General features: G+C 50.9%; 29 protein-coding genes. 3 read left to right on the top strand and 26 right to left on the bottom strand.

Annotated elements, in window-relative coordinates; all coding sequences use genetic code 11:
- Positions 1 to 13 precede the first annotated feature (13 nt).
- Positions 14 to 1,015, bottom strand: a complete 1,002-nt coding sequence (locus HZ297_RS08315) for a hypothetical protein (protein WP_178862651.1) — start codon at positions 1,013 to 1,015, stop codon at positions 14 to 16.
- 31 nt (positions 1,016 to 1,046) lie between these two features.
- Between HZ297_RS08315 and HZ297_RS08310 the strand changes: the two genes are divergently transcribed.
- Positions 1,047 to 1,616 (top strand): hypothetical protein, encoded by a 570-nt coding sequence (locus tag HZ297_RS08310; protein WP_178862649.1) that lies wholly within the window; start codon positions 1,047 to 1,049, stop codon positions 1,614 to 1,616.
- A gap of 28 nt (positions 1,617 to 1,644) precedes the next feature.
- On the opposite strand, the gene ubiA is transcribed toward HZ297_RS08310, so the two are convergent.
- The 17 genes from ubiA to mnmG form a co-directional block, all read right to left on the bottom strand.
- Positions 1,645 to 2,523, bottom strand: coding sequence for a 4-hydroxybenzoate octaprenyltransferase (ubiA, locus tag HZ297_RS08305; RefSeq protein ID WP_246261796.1), 879 nt, complete (start codon positions 2,521 to 2,523; stop codon positions 1,645 to 1,647).
- Positions 2,516 to 2,773, bottom strand: a complete 258-nt coding sequence (locus tag HZ297_RS08300) for a hypothetical protein (protein ID WP_178862647.1) — start codon at positions 2,771 to 2,773, stop codon at positions 2,516 to 2,518. Before HZ297_RS08300 ends, ubiA begins: the two co-directional genes overlap by 8 nt.
- A gap of 4 nt (positions 2,774 to 2,777) precedes the next feature.
- On the bottom strand, positions 2,778 to 4,145 hold the full coding sequence (glmU, locus tag HZ297_RS08295) for a bifunctional UDP-N-acetylglucosamine diphosphorylase/glucosamine-1-phosphate N-acetyltransferase GlmU (RefSeq protein WP_178862645.1): 1,368 nt from the start codon (positions 4,143 to 4,145) through the stop codon (positions 2,778 to 2,780).
- A gap of 161 nt (positions 4,146 to 4,306) precedes the next feature.
- Positions 4,307 to 4,741, bottom strand: a complete 435-nt coding sequence (locus tag HZ297_RS08290; RefSeq protein ID WP_178862643.1) for a F0F1 ATP synthase subunit epsilon — start codon at positions 4,739 to 4,741, stop codon at positions 4,307 to 4,309.
- A gap of 6 nt (positions 4,742 to 4,747) precedes the next feature.
- Positions 4,748 to 6,130, bottom strand: coding sequence for a F0F1 ATP synthase subunit beta (gene atpD, locus HZ297_RS08285; protein WP_178862755.1), 1,383 nt, complete (start codon positions 6,128 to 6,130; stop codon positions 4,748 to 4,750).
- Between the two features lie 27 nt (positions 6,131 to 6,157).
- Entirely contained in the window at positions 6,158 to 7,018 is an 861-nt protein-coding gene (gene atpG, locus HZ297_RS08280; protein WP_178862641.1) for a F0F1 ATP synthase subunit gamma, read from the bottom strand.
- 15 nt (positions 7,019 to 7,033) lie between these two features.
- A complete protein-coding gene (atpA, locus tag HZ297_RS08275) occupies positions 7,034 to 8,575 on the bottom strand; it encodes a F0F1 ATP synthase subunit alpha (RefSeq protein WP_178862639.1) in 1,542 nt (513 codons plus the stop codon).
- 15 nt (positions 8,576 to 8,590) lie between these two features.
- Positions 8,591 to 9,127: a F0F1 ATP synthase subunit delta gene (locus HZ297_RS08270; RefSeq protein WP_178862637.1), complete on the bottom strand. Its 537-nt coding sequence runs from the start codon at positions 9,125 to 9,127 to the stop codon at positions 8,591 to 8,593.
- An 11-nt stretch (positions 9,128 to 9,138) separates the two neighbouring features.
- A complete protein-coding gene (locus HZ297_RS08265) occupies positions 9,139 to 9,609 on the bottom strand; it encodes a F0F1 ATP synthase subunit B (RefSeq protein ID WP_178862635.1) in 471 nt (156 codons plus the stop codon).
- A gap of 61 nt (positions 9,610 to 9,670) precedes the next feature.
- Entirely contained in the window at positions 9,671 to 9,961 is a 291-nt protein-coding gene (gene atpE / locus HZ297_RS08260; RefSeq protein WP_178862633.1) for a F0F1 ATP synthase subunit C, read from the bottom strand.
- Positions 9,962 to 10,145: 184 nt separating this feature from the next.
- Complete coding sequence (gene atpB, locus HZ297_RS08255) at positions 10,146 to 10,961, bottom strand: F0F1 ATP synthase subunit A (protein WP_178862631.1); 816 nt, start codon at positions 10,959 to 10,961, stop codon at positions 10,146 to 10,148.
- Positions 10,962 to 10,972: 11 nt separating this feature from the next.
- Complete coding sequence (locus tag HZ297_RS08250) at positions 10,973 to 11,335, bottom strand: ATP synthase subunit I (RefSeq protein WP_178862629.1); 363 nt, start codon at positions 11,333 to 11,335, stop codon at positions 10,973 to 10,975.
- Positions 11,319 to 11,741, bottom strand: a complete 423-nt coding sequence (locus HZ297_RS12175; RefSeq protein WP_343034789.1) for an AtpZ/AtpI family protein — start codon at positions 11,739 to 11,741, stop codon at positions 11,319 to 11,321. Before HZ297_RS12175 ends, HZ297_RS08250 begins: the two co-directional genes overlap by 17 nt.
- A gap of 95 nt (positions 11,742 to 11,836) precedes the next feature.
- A complete protein-coding gene (locus tag HZ297_RS08240) occupies positions 11,837 to 12,706 on the bottom strand; it encodes a ParB/RepB/Spo0J family partition protein (RefSeq protein ID WP_246261794.1) in 870 nt (289 codons plus the stop codon).
- A 21-nt stretch (positions 12,707 to 12,727) separates the two neighbouring features.
- A complete protein-coding gene (locus HZ297_RS08235) occupies positions 12,728 to 13,495 on the bottom strand; it encodes an AAA family ATPase (RefSeq protein WP_178862627.1) in 768 nt (255 codons plus the stop codon).
- Between the two features lie 54 nt (positions 13,496 to 13,549).
- Complete coding sequence (rsmG, locus tag HZ297_RS08230) at positions 13,550 to 14,185, bottom strand: 16S rRNA (guanine(527)-N(7))-methyltransferase RsmG (RefSeq protein WP_178862625.1); 636 nt, start codon at positions 14,183 to 14,185, stop codon at positions 13,550 to 13,552.
- Between the two features lie 3 nt (positions 14,186 to 14,188).
- Positions 14,189 to 16,078: a tRNA uridine-5-carboxymethylaminomethyl(34) synthesis enzyme MnmG gene (gene mnmG, locus HZ297_RS08225; RefSeq protein WP_178862623.1), complete on the bottom strand. Its 1,890-nt coding sequence runs from the start codon at positions 16,076 to 16,078 to the stop codon at positions 14,189 to 14,191.
- Between the two features lie 180 nt (positions 16,079 to 16,258).
- Here mnmG and HZ297_RS08220 point away from each other — a divergent pair, with 180 nt between their 5' ends.
- Entirely contained in the window at positions 16,259 to 16,873 is a 615-nt protein-coding gene (locus tag HZ297_RS08220) for a hypothetical protein (RefSeq protein ID WP_178862620.1), read from the top strand.
- A 90-nt stretch (positions 16,874 to 16,963) separates the two neighbouring features.
- On the opposite strand, the gene HZ297_RS08215 is transcribed toward HZ297_RS08220, so the two are convergent.
- From HZ297_RS08215 to HZ297_RS08190, 6 genes are read right to left on the bottom strand one after another with little or no spacing between them, the layout of a single operon-like run.
- The gene (locus HZ297_RS08215) at positions 16,964 to 17,263 is read right to left on the bottom strand and encodes a hypothetical protein (RefSeq protein ID WP_178862618.1); all 300 of its coding nucleotides are present in this window, start codon (positions 17,261 to 17,263) and stop codon (positions 16,964 to 16,966) included.
- Positions 17,256 to 17,444 (bottom strand): hypothetical protein, encoded by a 189-nt coding sequence (locus HZ297_RS08210; RefSeq protein ID WP_178862616.1) that lies wholly within the window; start codon positions 17,442 to 17,444, stop codon positions 17,256 to 17,258. The genes HZ297_RS08215 and HZ297_RS08210 overlap by 8 nt, the downstream gene beginning before the upstream one ends.
- Before the next feature lie 9 nt (positions 17,445 to 17,453).
- Positions 17,454 to 18,287, bottom strand: coding sequence for an NADPH-dependent 7-cyano-7-deazaguanine reductase QueF (gene queF, locus HZ297_RS08205; protein ID WP_178862614.1), 834 nt, complete (start codon positions 18,285 to 18,287; stop codon positions 17,454 to 17,456).
- A gap of 14 nt (positions 18,288 to 18,301) precedes the next feature.
- Positions 18,302 to 18,700 carry a hypothetical protein gene (locus HZ297_RS08200; RefSeq protein ID WP_178862612.1) on the bottom strand — a complete coding sequence of 133 codons (399 nt, stop codon included), beginning with the start codon at positions 18,698 to 18,700 and terminating at the stop codon, positions 18,302 to 18,304.
- Between the two features lie 28 nt (positions 18,701 to 18,728).
- Complete coding sequence (locus tag HZ297_RS08195; RefSeq protein ID WP_178862610.1) at positions 18,729 to 19,220, bottom strand: thioredoxin family protein; 492 nt, start codon at positions 19,218 to 19,220, stop codon at positions 18,729 to 18,731.
- A 3-nt stretch (positions 19,221 to 19,223) separates the two neighbouring features.
- Positions 19,224 to 20,102, bottom strand: a complete 879-nt coding sequence (locus HZ297_RS08190) for a Dyp-type peroxidase (protein WP_178862608.1) — start codon at positions 20,100 to 20,102, stop codon at positions 19,224 to 19,226.
- 201 nt (positions 20,103 to 20,303) lie between these two features.
- On the opposite strand from HZ297_RS08190, the gene HZ297_RS08185 reads away from it, so the two are divergent.
- Positions 20,304 to 20,504, top strand: a complete 201-nt coding sequence (locus HZ297_RS08185; RefSeq protein WP_178862606.1) for a hypothetical protein — start codon at positions 20,304 to 20,306, stop codon at positions 20,502 to 20,504.
- A 13-nt stretch (positions 20,505 to 20,517) separates the two neighbouring features.
- On the opposite strand, the gene HZ297_RS08180 is transcribed toward HZ297_RS08185, so the two are convergent.
- Together HZ297_RS08180 and HZ297_RS08175 are read right to left on the bottom strand one after the other, a co-directional pair.
- The gene (locus HZ297_RS08180) at positions 20,518 to 20,862 is read right to left on the bottom strand and encodes a hypothetical protein (RefSeq protein WP_178862604.1); all 345 of its coding nucleotides are present in this window, start codon (positions 20,860 to 20,862) and stop codon (positions 20,518 to 20,520) included.
- Between the two features lie 75 nt (positions 20,863 to 20,937).
- Complete coding sequence (locus tag HZ297_RS08175) at positions 20,938 to 23,457, bottom strand: putative bifunctional diguanylate cyclase/phosphodiesterase (protein WP_178862602.1); 2,520 nt, start codon at positions 23,455 to 23,457, stop codon at positions 20,938 to 20,940.
- Between the last annotated feature and the right edge of the window lie 78 nt (positions 23,458 to 23,535).

Below are 23,535 nucleotides of genomic sequence, written 5' to 3'. Positions count from 1 at the left end.
AGAGCGTTTGCATTCAGGGCGTGTGATAAAAGCGCATTTCCAACAGCAGCAGCAAGGTCAGGTCGGCGCGCTTGAAGTCGTTCTCCTGACTGTAATACACCCCCGGCTCGACCTCGAAAAACAGCCAGTCTTTATAAGCCCTTTCGCGCCAGTTAAAGAAGGCGCCATAGCCGCTCAGATGCATGCCGGCATCATAATAGGCGCTTTCGGCGCTGTCCCAATCACCGCGCAACTGGTAGGTATGCAGGGTGTGTTTAGTCTGCGTATGGTAAAGCAAAAGACGCTGCGTCAGACTATACGTCCCCTCTTCATACTGCCATAGCCCATCTGTCTGACTACGGAACAGATTGTTAGCATCCAGCGGCTTATCGAATACCAGTTTGGAATCCAGCCCAACGCCTTCATAACGCTCCCAAAAGGCCGTTTGTCCCATACGCGTGACCCAACCGGAAGGATGTTCCCACTCATAGTTCTTCTTCAATCGCACATAGGGGTCGGGATCGACAATATTTTTAAAGCTTAAACCGATGTCCAACAGACTGGCGAGCTTACTGTATTTTTCCAGCGCCAATTGCAAGCCAACAGCTGTCCTTCCATCTTCTTCGGTGATTTCACGCGCCAAAGAATCATCCGCCTGACCTTTGACACTGGTGTCTTCGGTGGTCACAACCAAGTGCAATCGGTCACTGATACGAGGCAAAAACAGCTTGGCCCGCAGTTTCATGGCCATCTCGATTTGCCCCGAATCATGAAAAACCATCGGGGTCAATACGTCCAAACGATTCCCTTTGGAGCGTTCAAACCCTTCTTCGCTGCCGAAATAGTCATCCACCTGACGGGCGGAGTGTTCAAAACGGCCCCCCAACCACACTTGAAAATGTTCTAAATACTCCAGTCCTTTCGAGAGTTTTCCCGGCTCCACATCTTCAAGCAGATAGTTTTTTTCGGGTTTGACGGGCGCCTGTTGCGCCGGCTGGCTCTCTTGCGCCTGCGTGAGATTTATCCCGCATAACATAACTAGGCCGAGAACAAACAAGAGGTTTATAATGAAGCGTTTAACTTCGGTGGACATTGCCACCTTCATTTTGGCTATTTTTGAATCCATAAACACCATGTCCGACGCGATCTCCCAAATTCAGGCGGCGTATAACGCACTTGAAGACAGAATACTCTTAAAGATAAAAACGCACAACGACCAGCTCTACTCAGCCTGGATCACGCGCCGTTATATGTCGCTGCTGGTTCCGGCGTTACAGGGCCAGCATCCGCAAACCGGCGACCCTCTGTTTGGCGGGCGCAAGCTGAATATGGCGGCGGCAGCCAAACAAAACGCCCCCGACAGCGATTTTGAGAGCGCTTTTACACCGCCCGAAGACCCGCACTATCCTTTAGGCGAAGCGCCAATTCTGCTGACTCGCATCACTTTCAAAGGGTTGGACAGCGACAATCCGCAACTCAATCTGGAACCGGAAGAGGGGCCGGGCATCGCCCTGCCGTTTCAGCCGCAACTGATGAATATTCTCTGGAAGGTTTTTTCACAGGCGCTAAACAGCGCTGAATGGCAGCTGGATCTGAAGGCGATTCTGCAACTGCCGAGCACCAGCAGCCTGCAATAATGAGTGTTGAAAACGAGTCATTAAAAACTCAACAGGCCGGGTCGCACAGCAATCCGGCCAGAATAATCACCCCAATCCAGTGATTTTGTAGAAATACCTTAAAGGCGATGTGTGCATCGTCTTTCGCCAAGCGCTTCAGATCGTAAAAAAACCAAACAGCGACAATGGCCAAGCTCGTGTAATAAGCCGTTCCCAACACAAAGAGCTGCCCCACCCACAGCAGCAAAGCCAGCATAATGAGCTGAAACAGTGCCGTCCAGGCCACCAGATGCCTGCCAAATAAAATCGCCGTCGATTTCACGCCGATTTTCAGATCGTCCTCTTTATCGCCCACCGCATAGGCGGTGTCGTAAATCAGCGACCACACCAAAGTCGCGGCAAACAACGGCCAAACCTGCCACGGCACCGTGTTCTGCACCGCCGCAAACGCCATAGGAATCGCCCAGGCGAAGGCCGCACCCAAAAACGCCTGCGGCCAATGGGTATGGCGCTTCATAAAAGGATAAAGCGCCGCCAACGCCACTGCGCCCAACGAGAGCCAAACCGTCAGACTATTGAGCGTCAACACCAAACTAAAGGCCAGCAGACACAGCAAGCCGAAAAACAGCAACGCCTCCTTGGCAGAGAGCGCTCCGCACGCCAACGGACGCTGGCAGGTGCGCTTGACATGACCGTCAAAATGGCGGTCGGCATAATCGTTGATGACACAACCCGCAGAACGCATCAAAATCGCGCCGAGGATAAATATCACCGTTATCCACAGGTTAGGCACACCCTCAGAGGCGATAACCAATGCCCATAAGGCCGGCCAAAGCACCAGATAAATCCCAACAGGCCGGTCTATGCGGGTCAGCGCGATATAGGCGCGTAATTTACCCATCTGCGGCTGCGTAGCGCCATTAGCCATTTAAGGCTTCCACCACCGGCTGTAAAACTGACCAGGCCGGGTCATTCAGCTCCACCTGCGCTTGAGCGACACCCTGACGGTCGTTGTAATGCAACGTGATTTTGGCGTCTTCTTTCTGCCAGACAATCACATAACCGTAACCCACCAGTTCAGTTTGTCCCACGTCCTGATGCACAATCGGCCAGCCCAGTTCGGCCAGTTTAGTTCGCAGCGCATCACACGCTTTCGGGGAAAAAGGTAAATAGCGCATGCTCTCAGCCTTTCTTGACTGGCTTGTGCCAGCCTTTAATGGTCAGCTGTTTGGAGCGGCTCAGGGTCAACTCCTCGGCCGGCACCTCTTTGGTAATGGTCGAACCGGCACCGATCGTCGCGCCGTCGTTGACCTTCACCGGCGCAATCAACTGGGTATCGGAGCCGACAAAGACGTTGTTGCCGATTTCGGTCAGATGTTTGTTGACGCCGTCATAGTTGCAGGTAATGGTGCCGGCGCCGATATTGCAGCCCTCGCCCATCAGCGTATCGCCGATATAACTGAGGTGGTTGACCTTGGAACCCTTGCCGATGCGCACCTTTTTGGTTTCCACAAAGTTGCCGATGCGCACGCCTTCTGCCAACTCCGTACCCGGTCTTAAACGCGCATAAGGACCGATCACACAATCGGCGTCAATCACACAGTCTTCCAGATGACTGAAAGGCTGAACCTTGACGCCCTGACCTAAGATCACGTTTTTAAGATGGCAGTTAGCGCCGATGGTGACGTCCTCAGCAAGCTGGTTGTTGCCTTCCAGCACCACATTCACATCAATAAACACATCTTTGCCGGCGGTGACATGCCCGCGGATCTCCAAACGCGATGCATCGGCTAGCGTTACGCCCTGACGCATCAACGCCGTCGCTTGGGCTAGCTGGTATTCGCGCTCCAAAGCCTGCAATTGCACCTTATCGTTGACGCCCAGCACTTCAATGGCGTTGGCCGGTTGTGCGCTATTGACCTCAAAGCCGTCCGCCACGCACATGGCGATAATATCGGTCAGATAGTATTCGCGTTGCGCGTTGTTGTTATCCAACTGAGAGAGCCATTTTTTCAACTCAAGGCCGCGCACAGCCATAATGCCGGTATTGACCTCTTTGATCTGGCGCTGCTCGGGCGTCGCATCCTTTTCTTCGACAATCGCCTGCACCTTAAAATGACTGTCGCGCACAATGCGCCCGTAGCCGGTTGAATCGTGCATGATCAAGGTTAATAACGCCAATGGATGCGTTGTCTTGACCTGCGCAATCAAATCCTGCAGGGTGGCGTCGCTAATTAACGGCACATCGCCGTAGAGGATCACCACGCAAGCGTCGTCATCTAAATGATCCGCGGCTACACTCACCGCATGTCCGGTACCCAACTGTTCGGTTTGCAGCACCCAATCCACCGCAGAATCCGCAAAGGCTTGTTTAACAGCATCGGCGCCATGGCCAATCACGCCAATGACCTTGTCCGCCTGCAATGCCTGCGCCGTGTTGATGACATGCGCCAACAGCGGGCGCCCACCCAGCGGCTGCAAGACCTTGGGCAATTTGGAATTCATACGGGTGCCCTTACCGGCCGCCAAAATCAAAACATTCAAACTCATTTGTGCTACCAACGTTAAAACGATGCATTAATCAATATTCAAACCTTTCAACACCCATCAGGCAACGAAAGGTTTGCATACTGCGCCAACCACACACATTAAACCCATTCAAAATGGAAAAAAAAAGCGCCCTAAGGCGCTTTTTTCACAAAGATTAACGATTACGCCAACCCAGTCTTATGCAAACGATCGCGTAGTTTCGAGATCGATTGAATCTGAGCAACCGCTTCCGCTAACTCAACTTGAGCACGGGCGATGTCTGTTTCAGACTTCGCGTTAGCCATTGCTTCTTCAGCACGTTGCTTAGCCGCTTGGGCTTCCGCTTCATCCAAATCTGCCGCACGAATCGCAGAGTCGGCCAAAACCGTTACCATGCTAGGCTGGATTTCGATAATGCCGCTGTTGACGTAGAAATGTTGTTCTTCGTCACCACTGACAACGCGTACTGTGCCGGGTTTTAACCGGCTCAGGAACTGGGTGTGGTGAGGTAGGATACCTACCTCACCGTCGGCAGCCTGTGCAAAAAGCATCTCTGCTTTACCAGAGAAGATTTGTCCTTCCGCACTTACAATATCGACTTGCATTGTGACTGCCATGGCTCATTAACCTTTATATTTCTTAGATTTCTCTAGAACTTCGTCGATGTCCCCAGCGTACATGAATGCTTGCTCAGGGATGTCATCCAACTCACCAGTCAGAATCATTTTGAAACCACGGATGGTTTCTTTCAATGGAACATAACGTCCATCTTCACCGGTGAATACTTTCGCTACGAAGTAAGGCTGAGAGAAGAAACGTTGCATTTTACGTGCACGAGCAACCAATGCGCGGTCTTCTTCAGACAACTCGTCCATACCTAGGATGGCGATGATGTCTTTCAACTCTTTGTAACGTTGCAGTGTCTTTTGAACACCGCGCGCTACTTCGTAGTGCTCTTGACCAACAACTTGTGGGTCAAGCTGACGAGAAGTTGAATCTAGCGGATCGATTGCAGGATAGATACCTGTTTCAGCGATCGCACGGTTCAATACAACTGTCGCATCCAAGTGAGCGAACGTAGTTGCAGGAGCTGGGTCAGTCAAGTCGTCGGCTGGTACGTATACCGCTTGGATAGACGTGATAGAACCAACTTTAGTAGACGTGATACGCTCCTGAACCTGACCCATTTCCTGTGCCAAGTTAGGCTGGTAACCTACCGCAGAAGGCATACGACCCAACAGTGCAGATACTTCAGTACCCGCTAGCGTGTAACGGTAGATGTTATCTACGAAGAACAGAACGTCACGACCTTCGTCACGGAAGAACTCAGCCATCGTCAGACCCGTCAACGCAACACGCAGACGGTTTCCTGGAGGCTCGTTCATCTGACCGTATACCAGGGCAACTTTATCCAAAACGTCTGATTCAGCCATTTCGTGATAGAAGTCGTTACCTTCACGAGTACGCTCACCTACACCAGCAAATACTGAGTAACCTGAGTGCTCGATCGCGATATTACGGATCAATTCCATCATGTTAACGGTTTTACCTACACCGGCACCACCGAACAGACCAACTTTACCACCCTTAGCGAATGGGCAGATCAAGTCGATAACTTTAACGCCTGTTTCCAACAATTCCTGAGAAGCTGCCAACTCGTCAAAAGCTGGCGCTGCACGGTGAATTGTGCTCTTTTGTTCTGCTTCAACTGGACCTGCGTTATCGATGGCGTTACCTAGAACGTCAAAGATACGACCCAATGTTGCTTTACCAACTGGAACGGAGATCGCTTCACCAGTGTTACGAACAGCCATACCACGCTTCAAACCGTCAGACGCACCCATCGCGATCGCACGAACGGCGTTGTCACCGATTTGTTGTTGAACTTCTAGAGTCAGATCTAGTTCATCAACACGTAGCGCGTCATAGATTTTTGGTAAAGCAGCACCTTTAAATTCGACGTCGATAACCGGGCCGATAATTTGTACTATTTTTCCACTCATAATCTTTAACCTTTTATTGAAACTTCAAACTTAAACGGCTGATGAACCGGCAACAATTTCCGACAACTCTTGCGTGATTGCTGCTTGTCGAGCTTTGTTGTAAGACAATTTAAGTTCTTTAATCATCTCACCCGCGTTGTCCGTCGCGTTTTTCATTGCCATCATACGAGCACCTTGCTCACATGCAGCATTCTCAACGACCGAACCGTACACCACGCTCTCAACATAACGACGCATCAGAAGATCCAACGCTGTCTTGGCATCAGGCTCATACAAGTAGTCCCAATGCGTTTCTGATTTCGCTTCAGCTTCAAGAGGAACGATTTTCTGGACTGTCGGGTTTTGTGCCATTGTGTTCACAAACTCGTTAGAAGCCAGATAGACTTCATCGATTTGACCCGCATCAAACTTGTCCAGGACAACCTTGATGGTACCAACCAGATCCTCAATGTGAGGGGTATCACCCAAATCGGAAACCGCTGCAACCACATTCCCGCCATAAGAACGGAAGAACGTTTTTGCTTTGTTACCGATCAGTGCAAGTTCAACCTCAACACCCTGCTCCTTCCACTGCTTAAGCATTGGTAAAGCTTTACGGAATAAGTTTGAGTTTAAACCACCACATAGACCTCGATCAGAAGAGACCATGATCAAACCAACACGTTTAACCTTGTCACGTGTCTGAGTATAAGGATGCTTATACTCAGGATGTGCACCGGCAACGTGAGAGATCACTCTCTTCACTTTTTCGACGTATGGCTTAGTGGCTTCCATGCGGGCTTGCGCACGACGCATTTTAGAAGCCGCCACCATTTCCATGGCTTTGGTGATTTTCTTGGTATTCGTTACGGACGCGATTTTCGCCCGTATTTCTTTACTACCGCCTGCCATGGCCTACCCCTTATATTAGTAAACGCCGTTAGCTTTGAATTCTTCGATACAAGCTTTTACACCTGCAACGATTTCATCATTCCAGTCGCCTTTTTGGTTAATTTTGGCGGCCAGATCAGCATGTTGGCTGTTCAGGTAGGCATGTACACCTGCTTCAAACGAAAGTACCTTGTCAACTTCGATATCGTCCAGGTAACCTTCGTTAGCAGCATACAAAGAAACTGCCATTTCAGCGATAGTCAAAGGTGCATATTGGTTCTGCTTCATCAACTCAGTAACACGCTTACCACGCTCTAGCTGTGCTTTAGTCGCTGCATCCAAGTCAGATGCGAACTGAGCAAACGCAGCCAATTCACGGTATTGTGCCAAGTCAAGACGGATACCACCACCCAACTTCTTGATCGCTTTAGTCTGTGCAGCACCACCAACACGTGATACAGACAAACCAGCGTTAACCGCAGGACGGATACCTTGAGAGAACAAACCTGTTTCAAGGAAGATCTGACCGTCAGTGATCGAGATTACGTTGGTAGGTACGAATGCAGAAACGTCACCTGCTTGAGTTTCAATAATTGGCAGAGCAGTCAAAGAACCAGTCTTACCTTTTACTTCACCGTTAGTGAAACGCTCTACGTAGTCTTCGTTTACACGAGCAGCACGCTCAAGTAGACGTGAATGTAGATAGAATACGTCACCTGGGAAAGCTTCACGTCCTGGAGGACGACGTAGCAACAATGAGATCTGACGGTAAGCTTGAGCTTGTTTAGTCAAGTCATCATAAATGATCAACGCGTCTTCACCACGGTCACGGTAGTATTCACCCATCGCACAACCAGCGTAAGCAGCCATGTATTGCAATGCAGCAGGATCAGAAGCGTTAGCCGCAACGATCACTGTGTTTTCCATTGCACCCATTTCTTCCAACTTACGACGAACGTTGTTCACTGTAGATGCTTTTTGACCCATCGCTACGTACACACATTTCACACCAGTGTTCTTCTGTGAAATGATCGCGTCGATTGCGATAGCAGTTTTACCAGTCTGACGGTCACCGATGATCAACTCACGCTGACCACGACCAACTGGAATCATCGAGTCGATAGACTTGATACCAGTCATCATTGGTTGGTCAACTGATTTACGATCGATAACGCCAGGAGCGATACGCTCGATTGGTGAAGTGATCTTAGCGTTGATAGGACCTTTACCGTCGATTGGACGACCTAGACCGTCAACAACGCGACCCATCATTTCTGGACCAACTGGAACTTCCAGGATGCGGCCAGTACAAGTTACTTTATCACCTTCAGAGATGTGCTCGTATTCACCAAGAATTACCACACCAACAGAATCACGCTCAAGGTTAAGCGCCATACCGAAAGTGTTTTCGTCGAATTGAACCATCTCACCATACATTACATCTGACACGCCGTGAATAAGCGCGATACCGTCAGCGATGCTAACGACCGTACCTTCACTGCCAGACTCTGCAGCACCAGAAAAACCAGCGATGCGGTCTTTGATTAGGGTACTGATTTCAGAGGCATTCAATTGCATGTGTGTTCCTCTCCATTATTGGGCGATTGCTGCGCCAAGTTTGTTTAGTTGGGAAACGGCTGAGCCATCAATTGCCCAGTCACCGACTTTAATTTTGATTCCTGCGAGTAGAGACGGATCCATTTCATAGGTAATCTCCACGTCAGCATCAAACTTAGCATTTAAAGCAGCACTTAATTTGTTCTTCTGCTCATCCGTCGCTTCAAAGGCTGTCATTACGGTTGCTCTGATGCGTTTTTCATCAGCCGCTTTCAAATCTTCAAAGATTTCAGCAACTGCTGGCAACGCGGCAAAGCGCTTGTTTTCAGCCATGACAGTCAGAAGGTTTTTACCTTCGTTAGTCAGATTGGCGCCCATAACTGATGCAAAAACATCCATTATGTTTGCATCGCTGTAGGCTGGATTAGCAATCATGGCCTGCATTGCAGGATCTGCAGCGATAGCACCCAGGTTTGCTAATTCATCTGACCAGGCTGCTAGCGTGTTTTTTTCCTTTGCTACGGCAAAAACAGCTTCAGCGTACGGTCTTGCAATTGTCATTAATTCTGCCATAGAAGTGTCCCTTAGATTGATTTAACTAAGGTGTCAAGCATGTCATTGTGTACTGCTGCATCAACTTCTTTCTTAAGAATTTTTTCTGCACCAGTCACAACCAAAGAAGCCACTTCTTTACGAAGATCTTCTCTAGCACGACTAACTTCTTGCGCAATTTCTGCTTGGGCGGCAGCTTTGATTCGGTCAGCTTCTTCGTTAGCTTTTACTTTCGCATCTTCTACGATTTCAGAACCACGCTTTTCAGCCTGACTTAGAATGTTTTGAGCTTGAGCTTTAGCGTCTTTCAGGACTTCTTTAGCCTTCTGTTCAGCCAACTCAAGTTCATGCTTACCTTTCTCAGCGGCAGAAAGACCGTCAGCAATTTTCTTCTGACGCTCTTCCATTAGCTTTGACAGCGGCCCCCACAGCACTTTGTTCACAAACCAAACCAATAGCACAAAAGCAATGATTTGGATGAGAAGCGTTGCATTAATACTCACGGTGGTTACCTCGCCATTCGTTAACTAAAAAATTAGATTACGGTTTATTAAGCCCTAGGGATTAAGCACCCAAAGCAGCTTTCAAAGCACCGACGAATGGGTTAGCGAACAAGAACCACATAGCGAAAGCTAGGATGATGAATGGGAAAGATTCCATCAAACCAGCGAAGATGAACATGTTAGTCATCAATGCAGGACGCATTTCAGGCTGACGAGCGATACCTTCCAACGTTTTAGAACAGATCAGACCCCAACCAATAGCTGAACCCAGACCAGCAGCAGCCAAAATTACACCTACACCAATAGCAGTTGCAGAGTAGATATCAGCAATCATAGTAGCAGTTACTTCCATCGACTTTCTCCTAAAGTTTTACAAGTTAAAATTAAAAAAAATAAAGTTAAAAAAAGCTTTTTACTTCCGATCCCTTTTGAGAAACCTTAAGTAGGTGCGCTTAAACCTTTTTGGCCACCTGTTGAGCATCTTCATTTAGAAACTCAACAGGCCACCTATCCTTTTATTGTTTATTAAGCGTGACTTAGTGACCTTCGTCGTGTGCCATGCCTAGATAAACAATTGTAAGCACCATAAAGATAAAGGCTTGCAGAGTGATAACCAACAAGTGGAAGATCAACCAGCCCAGATCCAACAGGACTTGTAGAGGTGCCCAGAATAGCGCAGCGGCACCCACTGCTAAAGTTCCACCAATCAAAGCGATCAGTAGGAATACCAACTCACCTGCGAACATGTTACCGAACAAACGCAGAGCAAGAGAAAGCGGCTTGGAAACTTCTTCGATTAGCGTCATCACAACGTTAACAGGCACAAAGAACTTACCGAACGGGTGGAACAGGAACATCTTGATGAAACCGCCCAACCCTTTAATTTTGATGTTGTAGTAGATAATCAACGCAAACACTGCAAAAGCCATCGCCAGCGTGGTGTTCAGGTCGGTTGTAGGTACAATCTTCAAGTAAGCGTGATGATCGCCTGTAATCAATTGATACAGGTAAGGAACCAGATCCACAGGAATCAAGTCCATGAAGTTCATCAACCAAACCCAGATAAAGATCGTCAAAGCCAATGGAGCGATCAGTGGGTTATGCCCTGGGAAGGCGTCGCGCACGTTTGTAGACACAAAGTCTAGAATGGATTCCACAAAGTTCTGGAATCCGCCAGGGGTACCGGCCTGCAGGCTTTTGCCCATACGTGCCGCTGTCAAAACGATCAGCGCACCCAGCAAAAAGCTAATTACAATTGTATCCATGTTAAAGGTCCAGAAACCTTCACCAATGGTATTGTTGGTCAAGTGGTGTTGGATATACTCGACCGTTCCCATCTTCTCAGCACTCAAGGGTCTACTCCTTAGTCAGTCAAACGACGCTTTCCTTTAAGATTGAACACCTGCCCGAGCTGCATCACCACAAAGGTCAGCACCACCGGCATCGGCTCAAAATTAAAGAGCGACAGCCCCAAAACAAACAACACAGCCAGCAGGACGAACCTGACGACTGCACTCATATATAAAACTAAAATTCCTGTTTTTGGATTTTCCGCGGCTTTCTCGTTGGCTTTTTTAAATGTAAAACCCAACATCAGCACATTCATCATGCCGATAAACAAGCCGTAAACAGCAGAAATCCATTGCCCTTGCGTTGCAAAAATGGCAACCATGATCAAACCCAGCAACCCTTGAATTTTCAGTGGCTGGTCAAGATTTTTGATCATCTTTACGTCCTTCCGGAACCATGTCCATTCTGCTGGTCAATCTGTGCACTTTCTGAATGCCACCAATAAACCCCAGCACGCCGCATCCAAGCAAAAAAATCGGTGTTGTATCAAATAGTTGATCCAACGCGTAGCCAACCAGAAAACCGGCTACGATCATCGAAGTGAAGATAGAACCCGCACTAAGCAATAAAAAATTCAACGCCGGCTTCGGTTCGGCGGAATTGCTGTTGTTTTTAGGGTCCAAATTCGAATCACTCTTTCGATGGCAAACTCTGTTAATGATACTTTTTAGTTGAATCTTGTTCAAGCTAAACGGCCGCACATGATATAGCTTTACGCCCGTAAAAGCTAGCTTATCTGATTGTTTTTCGCTGATTTTTATTCGTTTAAAATCACCACTCACTAGATAATGTGTATTAATAAAACTTTTACACTACATATATTTGTTTTATCCCCAGCACACTATTTTGATTGTGATTTTCTATCAAATTCAGCACTTCAGAAAAGATTTAGCAAACGCTCCAACTCTTCCATATTTTCATAACTGATTTCAAGCTTGCCTTTGCCGTTTTCACGATGACTGATCTTGACCTTGGCAGCGATTTTGTCCGCCAAATCCTGCTGCTTTTGCATAATCGCGTCGATATACGGATTCGCTTTCAGCTTGGCGTCCTTTATGACTTTTTTCGGCACCAGAATATGCTGAACCGCCTCTTCCATCTCGCGCACCGACCAGCCTTTCTGCTTGGCCTTTTCGACCAATTCAAGCTGCAACTCTTCCGGCAACGAGATAATGGCGCGGGCATGCCCCATGGTGATTTCACCGTCATGCAACGCCTGTTGAATCACCTGCGGCAATTTCAAAAGACGCAGCAGATTGGAAACCGCCGCGCGTGAACGCCCCACCGCATCCGCCACGGCCTGCTGAGTCAGCTCGAAGTCTTCCATCAGACGCTTTAAGCCCACTGCCGTTTCAATCGGGTTCAAGTCTTCACGCTGCAGGTTTTCAATCAATGCCATCGCCAAAGTTGCTTGATTGTCCGCCTGACGGACTACTACCGGCACCTTGTCCAGACCGGCCATTTGCGCCGCGCGCCAGCGGCGTTCACCGGCAATAATCTCGTAACGGTCATCATCAATCGGCTTGACGATAATCGGCTGCACCAAACCTTGCACCTTGATGGAGTCGGCCAATTCTTGCAGGGCATTCTGATCAAACTGCTGACGCGGCTGATAAACGCCCGGTTTCAGCTGTTCCACCGGCAACTTCTCAATGCGCAAATCGGTCGAACTGTTATCCGACTTCTGCTTTGCGCCGATCATGGCGTGGATGCCACGGCTTCCCATTCCAGAGCGTTTTTTTGCCATACCTTACCTTTACTTTCAGCGTTAAATTTGGGTTTTGCGGATCAATTCATTGGCCAGCGCCAAATAGGCAATGGCACCGTTTGAAGAGGCGTCGTAGTCGAGAATCGACTCGCCGTAACTCGGCGCCTCGGCCAGACGCACATTGCGCGGAATAATGGTTTGCAGCACTTTCATACCGAAATGCGTCACCAGTTCACTGGAGACATCGTTGGCCAGATTATTGCGGCGGTCATGCATGGTGCGCAGCAGACCATCGATATGCAGCGTTGCGTTCAGCTGCTGCTGCACGGTTTCGATCGTGTCCATCAGCGCCGACAAGCCTTCGAGCGCGAAATATTCACACTGCACCGGCACCAAAATACCGTCTGCCGCCGTCAGCGCATTGATAGTCAACATATTGAGGGTCGGCGGACAATCGATCAGCACCGCATCGTATTCGTTGCGGACTTTTTTAAGCACTTTGCGCAGGCGCTTCGGCCCCATATCCTCTTCCAGCAGCGCGACCTCGGCAGCCGTCAAATCGCCGTTGGCGGGAAGCAGATCCAACCCGGCCTGTTCAACTTGGATGATCGCCGCGCGGGGTTTGGTTTCACCCACCAATACCTCAAAAACCGACGCCGGCAAATCATCCTTATCGACGCCGATGGCCACCGTCGCATTGCCCTGCGGATCCAGGTCAATCAGCAGAATCTTCTTACCCAATCGCGCCAGAGCCGCCGCCAAATTGACACTCGTGGTGGTTTTACCCACCCCCCCTTTCTGGTTTGCAACTGCAATGACTCTGCCCACAAATGCTTCCTAACTACGTTTTAGCTGTGTTTCTAGCTGTGTTATCGACCCGTTTTAAGCGGTTTTAACGGCTTTGATCAACATGCGCTCGGCATTCAATCCCGGCACTTCAAGGTCAATCATCGCCTCAATTTTAACCGTGGCCGGCAGGTTTGTGTAATCCTCAAACTCTTTTTGCGCCTTCATGGCCCACCAGCAACCCTCCGATTGTAATAGATGGGTCGTCCAATGCAACATATCTTGCAAGGAGGCAAAAGCACGCGACACCACGCCGTCATACAATTCAGACGGCTGATATTCTTCAACACGCGTATGAAATACCTGCGTATTGACGAGGCCAAGCTCGGCCTTGGCATGCACCAGAAAGCGGGTTTTTTTGCTATTGCTATCCAATAGATCGACCTGGTTTTGCGGAAAACAAATCGCCAACGGAATTCCTGGCAGGCCGCCTCCCGTGCCCACATCAATCCAACGCCGCCCCTGCATGTGCGGCACAATCGCCAGTGAGTCCAAAAGATGTTTTACCAACATCTCCTGCGGGTCGCGGATGGCGGTCAGGTTATAGACTTTGTTCCATTTCTGCAGCAGCGCCAGATAATCCATCAGTTTGTTTAGCTGCGCTTCACTCAGATCGAGTCCAAGCTGATTCGTGCCGTCCGCCAACTGTTTGCGTAATGCTGGTTGATTCATGAATTACGCCACCCTGCCGGAACGGTGTTTTTTGATGGCAATCATCAGAATGGAAATCGCCGCCGGGGTAATCCCCTGAATACGCCCCGCCATACCCAAGGTGGCAGGCTTGTGATCGCGCAGCTTCTGTTTCACTTCATTCGACAGGCCCGAAATCTTGTCGAGATCCAAATCCTCCGGAATAGTCGTATTCTCGGAGCGGCGCAGTTTTTCAATTTCCTGCTTCTGGCGTTCGATATAACCGGCGTATTTCGCTTCGATCTCGATCTGATCGACCACGTCTTGCGCTTCGACCCCCTCGCCAAAAACGTCCAACTCCGCCAAGGCGTCATAACGCACATTGGGGCGCTTCAACAGATCAAACAGATTCTGCTCTTTGCTCAACGGCAAATCCATCAAGGCTTCGGCTTTTTTCGCCTCAGCGTGGGCCGGATAGATCCAGGTCTGCTTCAGACGCTCCAGCTCCTTATCCAGCGTTTCCATCTTGGTTTCAAACGCCATCCAGCGGGCGTCGTCCACCAGGCCGAACTCGCGCGCAATCGGCGTCAAACGCTGATCGGCATTGTCTTCGCGCAGCATCAAACGGTATTCGGCGCGCGAGGTGAACATACGGTAAGGCTCGGTCGTTCCCATGGTGATCAGATCGTCCACCAATACGCCAATGTAAGCCTCGTCACGGCGCGGATGCCACTGCTCTTTGAGCTGCGCTCGGCGCGCGGCATTGATGCCGGCCAACATACCCTGTGCAGCCGCCTCTTCATAACCGGTGGTGCCGTTGATCTGGCCGGCAAAATACAGGCCGTGAATGGCGCGCGTTTCCAGCGTCGGCTTCAAACCGCGCGGATCGAAATAATCGTACTCGATCGCATAGCCCGGACGCATAATGCGCGCGTTTTCCAGACCCTTCATCGAACGCACAATCTGCATCTGGGTTTCAAACGGCAGACTGGTCGAGATGCCGTTGGGGTAGAGTTCATGGCTGGTCAGCCCTTCCGGCTCGATAAAGACCTGATGGCGTTCTTTGTCGGCAAAGCGCACTACCTTGTCTTCGATAGATGGGCAATAACGCGGCCCGACACCGTCGATCACGCCGGTGTACATTGGCGACTGATCCAACGAATTCAAAATCGCTTCATGGGTCTGGGCATTGGTATAAGTGATGTAGCAAGGCAGCTGCTTGGGATGCATCGACGCCTTGCCCATAAACGAGAATACCGGCATCGGGTCGTCGCCCAACTGCAGCTCCATCACCGAAAAATCCACGGTGCGCGCATCGATACGCGGCGGCGTACCGGTTTTCAAACGGCCGACCGGCAGACTCATTTCACGCAGACGCGCCGCCAAACGGTTAGCCGGTGCATCACCCGCACGACCGCCTTCGTAATTCTGCAAGCCGATATGGATACGCCCAGCCAGGAAAGTCCCCACCGTCAACACCACCTGATTGGCATAGAATTTCAGACCCATTTTGGTTTCCACGCCGCGCACATGGTCGCCTTCCAGAATCAGGTCTTCGACCGGCTGCTGGAAAATAAACAGGTTTGGCTGGTTTTCAAGACGGGTGCGGATGGCCTGACGGTACAGCACGCGGTCGGCCTGCGCACGCGTGGCGCGCACCGCCGGGCCTTTGGAGGCATTCAAGGTACGGAACTGGATGCCGGCTTCATCAATCGCCAGCGCCATGGCGCCGCCCATGGCATCCACTTCCTTGACCAGATGCCCCTTGCCGATCCCGCCGATGGCCGGGTTACAGGACATCTGTCCGAGCGTGTCGATATTGTGCGTCAGCAGCAGGGTCTTCAACCCCATGCGCGCCGAGGCTAGAGCGGCCTCGGTACCGGCATGGCCACCGCCGACGACGATGACTTCATAATTGGCAATTTGTGCGTCCATGATGGCAATTCCTCTGCTGACACGCCAATATATTGATGCAAATCCATGATTTGTCCGATTTGCATCAATACAAGATTCTGTAAAATAACAGAGTATTTTAGCATAAATTTGTCGGCAAACTGACAGTCGCTTGTTGCTTTGCCGGCGTTGCCGGCCCAAACGTCCAAAGGAGGCGGGAAAATGAACGGTTTTACATGCAAAAACAATAGCCTAAAACCCATTCTGGCAGGCCTGATGTTGGGTATGGCCGGCCTGCTTTCGAGCTGTGCATTGACCCCGCCGAAAAGTCTGATGGATATCCAGGCGGGCGAACACTTTGTCCTCAAACAACCCATCACCATCCCTGCCGGCAAGGCACGCCAGACCATCCAATTCGGCCAGCTCAGCGGCAGCGGTTTTAATCAGACCGAACAACACTGCCGTATTGAAATTTACGCTTTGCAGACACAAAACAGCGTCATTCAGCCGCAAAGCTTCACGATCAAACGCGTACAGCTGGGCGAGGAGATGATTGCGCAACGCGCTTACGGGGAACAGTTCGCCGCCAACGCCTTTGGCCTGAACGGCCAAAACCAAACCGATGTGGTGCGTCTCGCCGATATGGGTTATGAGCGCCCGGAAACCATGGACTTGGTGCATCTCTACCTGCATTCCGACACGCAACCCAACGTGTATCGCCTGACCTGCGCCGGCGCCCTGAGCAACGGCGACCCGAAAGACGCGCCGCGCAGCTACCGCCCTAAACGGGAACAGATCAACCGGATTTTAGGCGCCGTGGGCAGTATTGCACCCTAAGCGAATTTTTCGCGTTTTCAAAACTGAACAGGCCGGGTCTGTTTATTCAGCACCCGGCCTGTTCAGTTTTGCAGACAAATTTTTGAACCACTACGTCGGTCGTTTACCGTTGGGATTGGGGCGCATGGTCAACAACGCCTCAACCTCATGCTGACTGTAACCGCGCTCAAAAGCAAAACGCGCCAGCTGTGTGGCACGCGGTTGCAACTCTTCCACTGACATGCCGTTTTCAATCGCCTCTTCCAGATATTCCGAGAGCATTTCTAGCGTGTTGTGCTCCAGCTCATCAGGATCGACGCCGCGCGTCCGCAAGCGCTTCAGATTCAAATCAAAACACGCCACCAACTCGCGCGCTTTCAGCGTATGTTTTATATTGATGACCTCATGCATTGCCGCCCCCTTGTCTGGTTTTTTTACGCAATACATAGCGCGGCGCGGAACGATATAGCTCGTCCCAATTCTCGCGCTCAGTGTCGGGGCGGAAAGGCTCCGGCTCGTTTTCCGGCCAGGGCACCCGCACCCATTCGTAACCGAACCAGCCGACAATCCAATTCATCAGACGCAACAGCATGGCATCGCCCTACTGGCGCACCGTGCGCGAAATGTCGAACTCGTCCTCAAAATTGGAACGGTAGGGATTGATATCCAGCCCGCCGCGACGCACATAACGCGCATAGACCGTGAGTTTCTCGGGCTGGCACTGCCGCATGATATCGGTGAAAACGCGCTCCACGCACTGCTCGTGGAACTCGTTATGTTCGCGGAAGGAGATCAGGTATTTGAGCAGGTTTTCACGGTTGATCTGCGGCCCCACATAACGGATCACAATCGAACCCCAATCCGGCTGCCCCGTCACCAGACAGTTTGACTTGAGCAGATGGCTGCTCAGGGTCTCCTCAACCACCTCGGCATCGGCTTCAAGGGTCAACAATTCGGGTTTGACCTGATAGGTGTCCACCTCGATGTCCAAATCGTCGAGATTGTCGCCGGGCAACTGGCCGATCAGCATCTCGTCGCTGTTGAGACTGCGCACATCCACCTGCACCTCGCCGCCGCACGCGGCGGAAAGGTCTTTGACCCACAAGTCCTCAACTTCTTGCTGCGAGCCGAAGCGTGTGCCGTTAAACGAGTTCAGATAGAGCTTGAACGACTTGGACTCGATCAGATTCGGCGAATCGGCCGGAAAAGCGAATTCGGCGATCACCGCCACCGGCTTGCCTTTGGCATTCAGCCAGGAAACCTCGAATGCGGTCCAGATATCCAGCCCCTGAAACGGCAAGCTGTTCAGGTCAAAGCCGAGTTCGTCGCGCTTTTCCTGACGGGGAATCGGAAACAGAATCCCCGGATCATAAGTTTTGCAATAGGGCGTCGCCTGCCCTAGCAGGCTTTTGTCGGCGGTGGATGGTTTACTCACGCTTGTCTTTCTCCTCAACCGGCTACATCGAAATTACGCAACGCCGTTCTAAAGGCATTGAACGGATTCAACAAGGCATCCGCCAGAATAATCGCATAACCGATCCAATGGAAAAAGGTCGGCTCCTTGCCTTCCACCCACCACAGATAACTCAACAGGCCGGTCGCCAACACCACCGTCAGCACCGCCCAGAACTGGTCCACAAAAAACGCCACCGCACTGACATCGCCCGATTTGAACATCTCGATAAACAGCACAATCACCGCCACCGAAATAAACACGTAACCCAGCGTGCCCTGCAGCGAAATCTGCAAATACTCCGTGGCGATCAGAAACAATACAATCACCAGCATCCACGGCCATTTCGCCAAACTCGACAGGGTGCTTCCTGATGAAACCGATACATTCGACATAACGTCACTCCTCTTGTTTTTTTATAACTTAAAACTCGTCCTGCACACGCTTACTATTACCCAACGCCTGCAAGGCCTCGTTGATGCGCTGTTTAAAATAATACGGAAAATAATCGTAAGCGCCGGAATTTTCCATACGGATGCCGAGGGCGTCCCCTTCGGCGTTGACAAAAACCAAGCGGGGGAAGGTGGTCACATTATAAAGTTCCGCCAGTTCCGCCGGGCTAATCGCACTGCCGTCAAAATAGACCAACGACTCCCTTGCATCCGCCTGCACCTCCACCAGCTCGACAAAGCCGTCCAGTAGTCCGTGCTGCACCAGCGGCGTGAGTGCATTGTCCTCAAAACGACCGCACGGCGGGCAACGCAGACGGGTGAAATAGAGCACCACCGGAATATTCTGCACTTTAGCGACCTTGGCCGTTTCAGACAGATCCTTGGCCGGCGGGATCGGCCAGGCCGCCAGTGCCGACCCCGCAAACAGCATCCACACTAGCCAAATGTGTCTTAAACGTGTCATCCGTTATAACTCCAACCGACTCAAATCCAAAAAACCGTCCTCGTTGATCGGCGGACACCAGAAATAGGCGCCGGTCAACGGATGGGTAAAGCTGAAAAGCGCATCGGTAATGCCGTCTTCCTTGCCGACCATACGCTCCAGCACAGCCTCAAAGGCGTCGAACGAGCGGCCAAAAGCGGTGAACACCAGTCCCAACTGCTGGCCGCTTGCCCATGGCATGGAGCGGCGCACCATAAACGCTTCGGGCTCAAACGACTCCTGCGCGGTGCGTTTGACATGTGACGACTCGGGCGCATCGTCAATTTCCTCGTTATCGGCAATGCGGCGACCGAACGTGTGATCCCGTTCCAACGGCGATTTGGCATTGAAGGTGTCTAAATGGTGCTCCCATTGCTGAATCGCCAGAAAGCTCGACCCTTTCAGCGGACCTTCCGTGACGACGGCCGCCGCCACTGCCTCTTCACCCACCGGATTTTCGGTGCCGTCTTCATAACCGGTCAAATCCTGCGCCTTGCCGTATTTAAAAGCCTCAATGCGCTGTTGCAGTTCAAAGGCTTGCTCCAGTTCGGCAACCAGACGGTTGGCGCGCAAGGTGATTTCGCCGCGATCCCGGCCGCGCAGCCACAACAGCAAGGCGGCCGGCGTTGAGGGAATGGTTATGGTTTGATGCACCATCGACGGAAACAGCTTCAATCCTTCAATGGGTTTAGCCAACGCCTGCGTCAATGGCAGGCCAATCCCTGCAACCAAGGTTTCGCCATCCACCTGCGGTGCCAGGGTTTGCAACGCTGTCGCATAATCCGCCCCGGGTTTAAGCGCAAAAAACAGATAACAGGCCTGATGCGGTATCGGCATCAGAATGGCATTTTGAACGTGGCTCACAGTTCCTCCTTGAGATCGCGACAGAATCGCGGAAACGATTCCATCATACCGCAAATCGCCCAGAGGGTTAACCGGGATGAAAAGCGCACGCCAGCGCCATACCCGGCCTGCTGAGTTTTCGGAAGACGGAAGTTTCACATTTATGCAACCTAAACCCTATGGTGCGGTTTTATAATGGAACCCATCGAAAAAGGAGGAATCATGCTTACCACTCTGATTTACGGCATGCTCTTGACCGCTCTGGCGCTGGGCATTTTATGGGGAGGTTTCAAGTGGTTACAAAAACGCCCGGCATTTAGCCAGGCGTTAAACAGCCGACAAGCCAATAAACGCATGTTACAGCTAACGCTGCTGGTCTATTTTATCGGCTTCATGCTGACCGTTTTGGTCATGGCGTTATAAGCTCACAGACTTTTTACGGACGGCCGTAACCGTGGCCGCCGCCTACACCGCCGCCAATGCCTTTACCGCGGAACTCCTTTTCCTGCTGATGCATATGCCCGCGTTCCGGGACCTCCTCGGGCATTGCCACGCCCTTCTGTTTGGCGCGTTCCTGAATCATCTCATGCTGTTCGGCACGAATCCGCTCACGCTCCTCGTTGGTTTGCGCGGCACGCATCTTGGCCTGATGCTCTTGAAGCTCCTGCTGCGTCATCAATTGACGCCCGTAAATCGGCGCTTCATCATCCGCCTGACCTGCCATCGGCACTGCCAGTACCGCACTCAAACAACACAACGGCAACCACTTTGACTTTTGCATCACGCACCTCCTTTCAATCGTAACACGATGCTTTCCCCACAAAAGACGAGCCACGCAGCGATTCTAAATCCGGTTTCACGATGCCGATTGACCCGACCAACTCTGTAAAAATGATGTGAAATGTCCGGCCTCTACCGGCTTACTGATATGGTAACCCTGAATCTGATCGCATCCCAAGCGCTGCACCATCTCCAGCACAGCCTGATTTTCGACCCCTTCGGCCACAACTCTCAACCCCAAGCTGTGTCCCAGATTGATGGTGGAGCTGACGATTTCAATATCATTGGCCTCTTTACCCAAATCCATAATAAACGATTTATCGATTTTCAATTCACTCACCGGCAAGCGTTTCAAATACGCCAACGATGAAAAACCGGTACCGAAATCATCTATCGACAGACACACCCCCAATTGGTGCAATTTGTTCAACTGTTCCAAAGATAACGCCAGGTTTTCCATCATCACGCTTTCGGTGATCTCCAGAGTCAAATAGGCATAATCCAATTGATGCTGATCCAGCAGCCCTTTGATCTGCTCACTAAGGTGCTTATTGGACAGATCCCGCACCGAGAGATTCACAGAGATCGCCAAACGATAGCCTTGACGATGCCACTGCGCACATTGGGCAATCGCCTTTTGCAAGATTTTCAAGGAGAGTTTGTGGATCATCCCGGCGCGTTCCGCCGCTTCAATGATGATTTCGGGTTGAACCCAGCCATAGTCGTGATGGCGCCAGCGAATCAGGGCCTCCGCGCCGTCGATGCGCTGGTCGGCAAGATTCAACTTAGGCTGGTAATAGAGTTCGAATTCATCTTTTTCGAGCGCTTCGAGCAGATCGCGGATCAGCGAGAGACGCTCTTTGCTGTAGAAGTTCTCATCGGGATTATAGACTGCATAACCGCTACGCTTACGCTTGGCGTTATACATCGCCATATCGGCATATTGCAGCAAAATTTCCGCCGTGTCCCCGTCTTTTGGATAGAAAGCCATGCCGATGCTGATCATCACATTCACCTTCTCGTCACCGATGTCAAATGGATGGCTAATCTCTTCGATGATATCGCGAGCCAAGGCTTTGGCCCGGGCCTTATCACAATCGGGGAGCAGGATGGCAAATTCATCGCCTCCCAACCTGGCCATGGTATCGCACTTGGTAATGAGCCTTTGAATGCGCGTGGATGCCTCAATCAGCAGCTCGTCACCACACGCATGACCGAGCGTATCGTTGATCTCCTTGAAGAAATCCAGATCCATTACAAACAACGCAAAGGCACTGTGCTGCTTTTCCGACGAGAGCAGTTGGTACTCCATACGCTGATGCAGCATAAAACGGTTCGGCAACCCCGTCAGATGGTCGTGCAAGGCTTGATATTCCAAGTCATGCTGGCGTTGGCTGACCTCCTGATTCATCTCATTGAAGGCCTCAATCAGCCGTGCAATTTCCAATGATTTCGCCGTTTCGATCTGCGGCAGTTCAAGGTCAGAGGCTTTGGAGCGCAACGCCAGCGTGACGCGCTCTATCGGCGTAAAAATCATCCATTCCATGGATACCAGCACGGCGGCGATCACCAGCAAAAACAGGAAGATAATCGCAAAAATCAGATGGTTGAATGATTCATCACTGCGTTTCAATGCTTCATCAATCTTCGCTTTCTCGGCATTGAGAACTTTCTCCAGCGCATCCCCTTGCTGACTGATGGCACTAACAACGGGGAAAATCTGGGTTTTCATAATGACCATATCCGATCGCCAGCGGTCACCCTCTGCAATTTCACGCATAATCAGAAACTTCTCGTGCCACTGGCGAGCCGTATCCTCCATCATCTCAAGCGTGGCCGCGCCCTCAAAGCTATCCTCATGCCGGTACAGCTCCCGCAAGCGCTGAATATCCGCCATAAACAACTCATAGATATCGGTCAGGCTGCGGCCCTGATCCTGAAGCATCTCAATAGAGAACGACGCCAGGCGATTGGTCATATAAATGCGGGTCTGCGAAATCGCTTTCACCCAGAGCAGCTGGGTTTTCAGCAACAATGGATAAACCGCCGGCGTATTCAGCGCCAGATCGCCGGATTCGATTTCATTGAGCAAAATTTCAAACCCGGAATTAATGCGATCCTGCTGAACCTCCATGATATTGGCGGACACGTCCATGGCGGGATACTGCTTGTTGATATCCAAACGATACTCCACCAGGCGCTTGACCTCCTGATTGAGCCGTTTGAAACCGGCCACCATCGGCGCAACCTGCTCGCCGATGTCCACATGGAATCCATGCTGTGAATTTTGCAGCGCCGACAGGTTGCGAAGCGATTGGTCGGTATTGGCATCGATCTTGGTGATCAGGTCTTCATTGCCCGGATCGAGCAGAAACAGGTTAATATCCTGATTGACCGTCAGCAGCGTATTGCGAATCTCCTTCAGATGCGCCTTCTCTTTAACAACCCCCTGATAGCCATCCGTGACGACATTTTTGATGGCGCGCATATTGAGGTAACTGATAGCCACCGCCGACACCACCAAAATACCCAATATCAGGGTCGTGGTGATATACCTTTTACGCAGGCTTGACGGATGACGGGTTGCTGAGGTCATATGAAATGGATGATCCAAAAGATTTGGTACCCCAAAAGCGCACACTTTGAGGTTGATAGTAAATCTATTGTATAACCA

The sequence above is a fragment of the Thiomicrorhabdus cannonii genome (assembly GCF_013391695.1).
Taxonomy (GTDB): domain Bacteria; phylum Pseudomonadota; class Gammaproteobacteria; order Thiomicrospirales; family Thiomicrospiraceae; genus Thiomicrorhabdus; species Thiomicrorhabdus cannonii.
Note: the sequence above shows the minus strand (reverse complement) of the source record. Positions and strands in the feature narration are given on the sequence as shown.

Coding starts and splice junctions, on each gene's coding strand:
- HZ297_RS08315 (WP_178862651.1), bottom strand. CDS start 1,015: ATGTTATGCGGGATAAATCTCACGCAGGCGCAAGAGAGCCAGCCGGCG.
- HZ297_RS08310 (WP_178862649.1), top strand. CDS start 1,047: ATGAAGCGTTTAACTTCGGTGGACATTGCCACCTTCATTTTGGCTATT.
- ubiA (WP_246261796.1), bottom strand. CDS start 2,523: ATGGCTAATGGCGCTACGCAGCCGCAGATGGGTAAATTACGCGCCTAT.
- HZ297_RS08300 (WP_178862647.1), bottom strand. CDS start 2,773: ATGCGCTATTTACCTTTTTCCCCGAAAGCGTGTGATGCGCTGCGAACT.
- glmU (WP_178862645.1), bottom strand. CDS start 4,145: ATGAGTTTGAATGTTTTGATTTTGGCGGCCGGTAAGGGCACCCGTATG.
- HZ297_RS08290 (WP_178862643.1), bottom strand. CDS start 4,741: ATGGCAGTCACAATGCAAGTCGATATTGTAAGTGCGGAAGGACAAATC.
- atpG (WP_178862641.1), bottom strand. CDS start 7,018: ATGGCAGGCGGTAGTAAAGAAATACGGGCGAAAATCGCGTCCGTAACG.
- atpA (WP_178862639.1), bottom strand. CDS start 8,575: ATGCAATTGAATGCCTCTGAAATCAGTACCCTAATCAAAGACCGCATC.
- HZ297_RS08270 (WP_178862637.1), bottom strand. CDS start 9,127: ATGGCAGAATTAATGACAATTGCAAGACCGTACGCTGAAGCTGTTTTT.
- atpE (WP_178862633.1), bottom strand. CDS start 9,961: ATGGAAGTAACTGCTACTATGATTGCTGATATCTACTCTGCAACTGCT.
- HZ297_RS08250 (WP_178862629.1), bottom strand. CDS start 11,335: ATGATCAAAAATCTTGACCAGCCACTGAAAATTCAAGGGTTGCTGGGT.
- HZ297_RS08240 (WP_246261794.1), bottom strand. CDS start 12,706: ATGGCAAAAAAACGCTCTGGAATGGGAAGCCGTGGCATCCACGCCATG.
- rsmG (WP_178862625.1), bottom strand. CDS start 14,185: ATGAATCAACCAGCATTACGCAAACAGTTGGCGGACGGCACGAATCAG.
- mnmG (WP_178862623.1), bottom strand. CDS start 16,078: ATGGACGCACAAATTGCCAATTATGAAGTCATCGTCGTCGGCGGTGGC.
- HZ297_RS08220 (WP_178862620.1), top strand. CDS start 16,259: ATGAACGGTTTTACATGCAAAAACAATAGCCTAAAACCCATTCTGGCA.
- HZ297_RS08215 (WP_178862618.1), bottom strand. CDS start 17,263: ATGCATGAGGTCATCAATATAAAACATACGCTGAAAGCGCGCGAGTTG.
- HZ297_RS08210 (WP_178862616.1), bottom strand. CDS start 17,444: ATGCTGTTGCGTCTGATGAATTGGATTGTCGGCTGGTTCGGTTACGAA.
- HZ297_RS08200 (WP_178862612.1), bottom strand. CDS start 18,700: ATGTCGAATGTATCGGTTTCATCAGGAAGCACCCTGTCGAGTTTGGCG.
- HZ297_RS08195 (WP_178862610.1), bottom strand. CDS start 19,220: ATGACACGTTTAAGACACATTTGGCTAGTGTGGATGCTGTTTGCGGGG.
- HZ297_RS08185 (WP_178862606.1), top strand. CDS start 20,304: ATGCTTACCACTCTGATTTACGGCATGCTCTTGACCGCTCTGGCGCTG.
- HZ297_RS08180 (WP_178862604.1), bottom strand. CDS start 20,862: ATGCAAAAGTCAAAGTGGTTGCCGTTGTGTTGTTTGAGTGCGGTACTG.
- HZ297_RS08175 (WP_178862602.1), bottom strand. CDS start 23,457: ATGACCTCAGCAACCCGTCATCCGTCAAGCCTGCGTAAAAGGTATATC.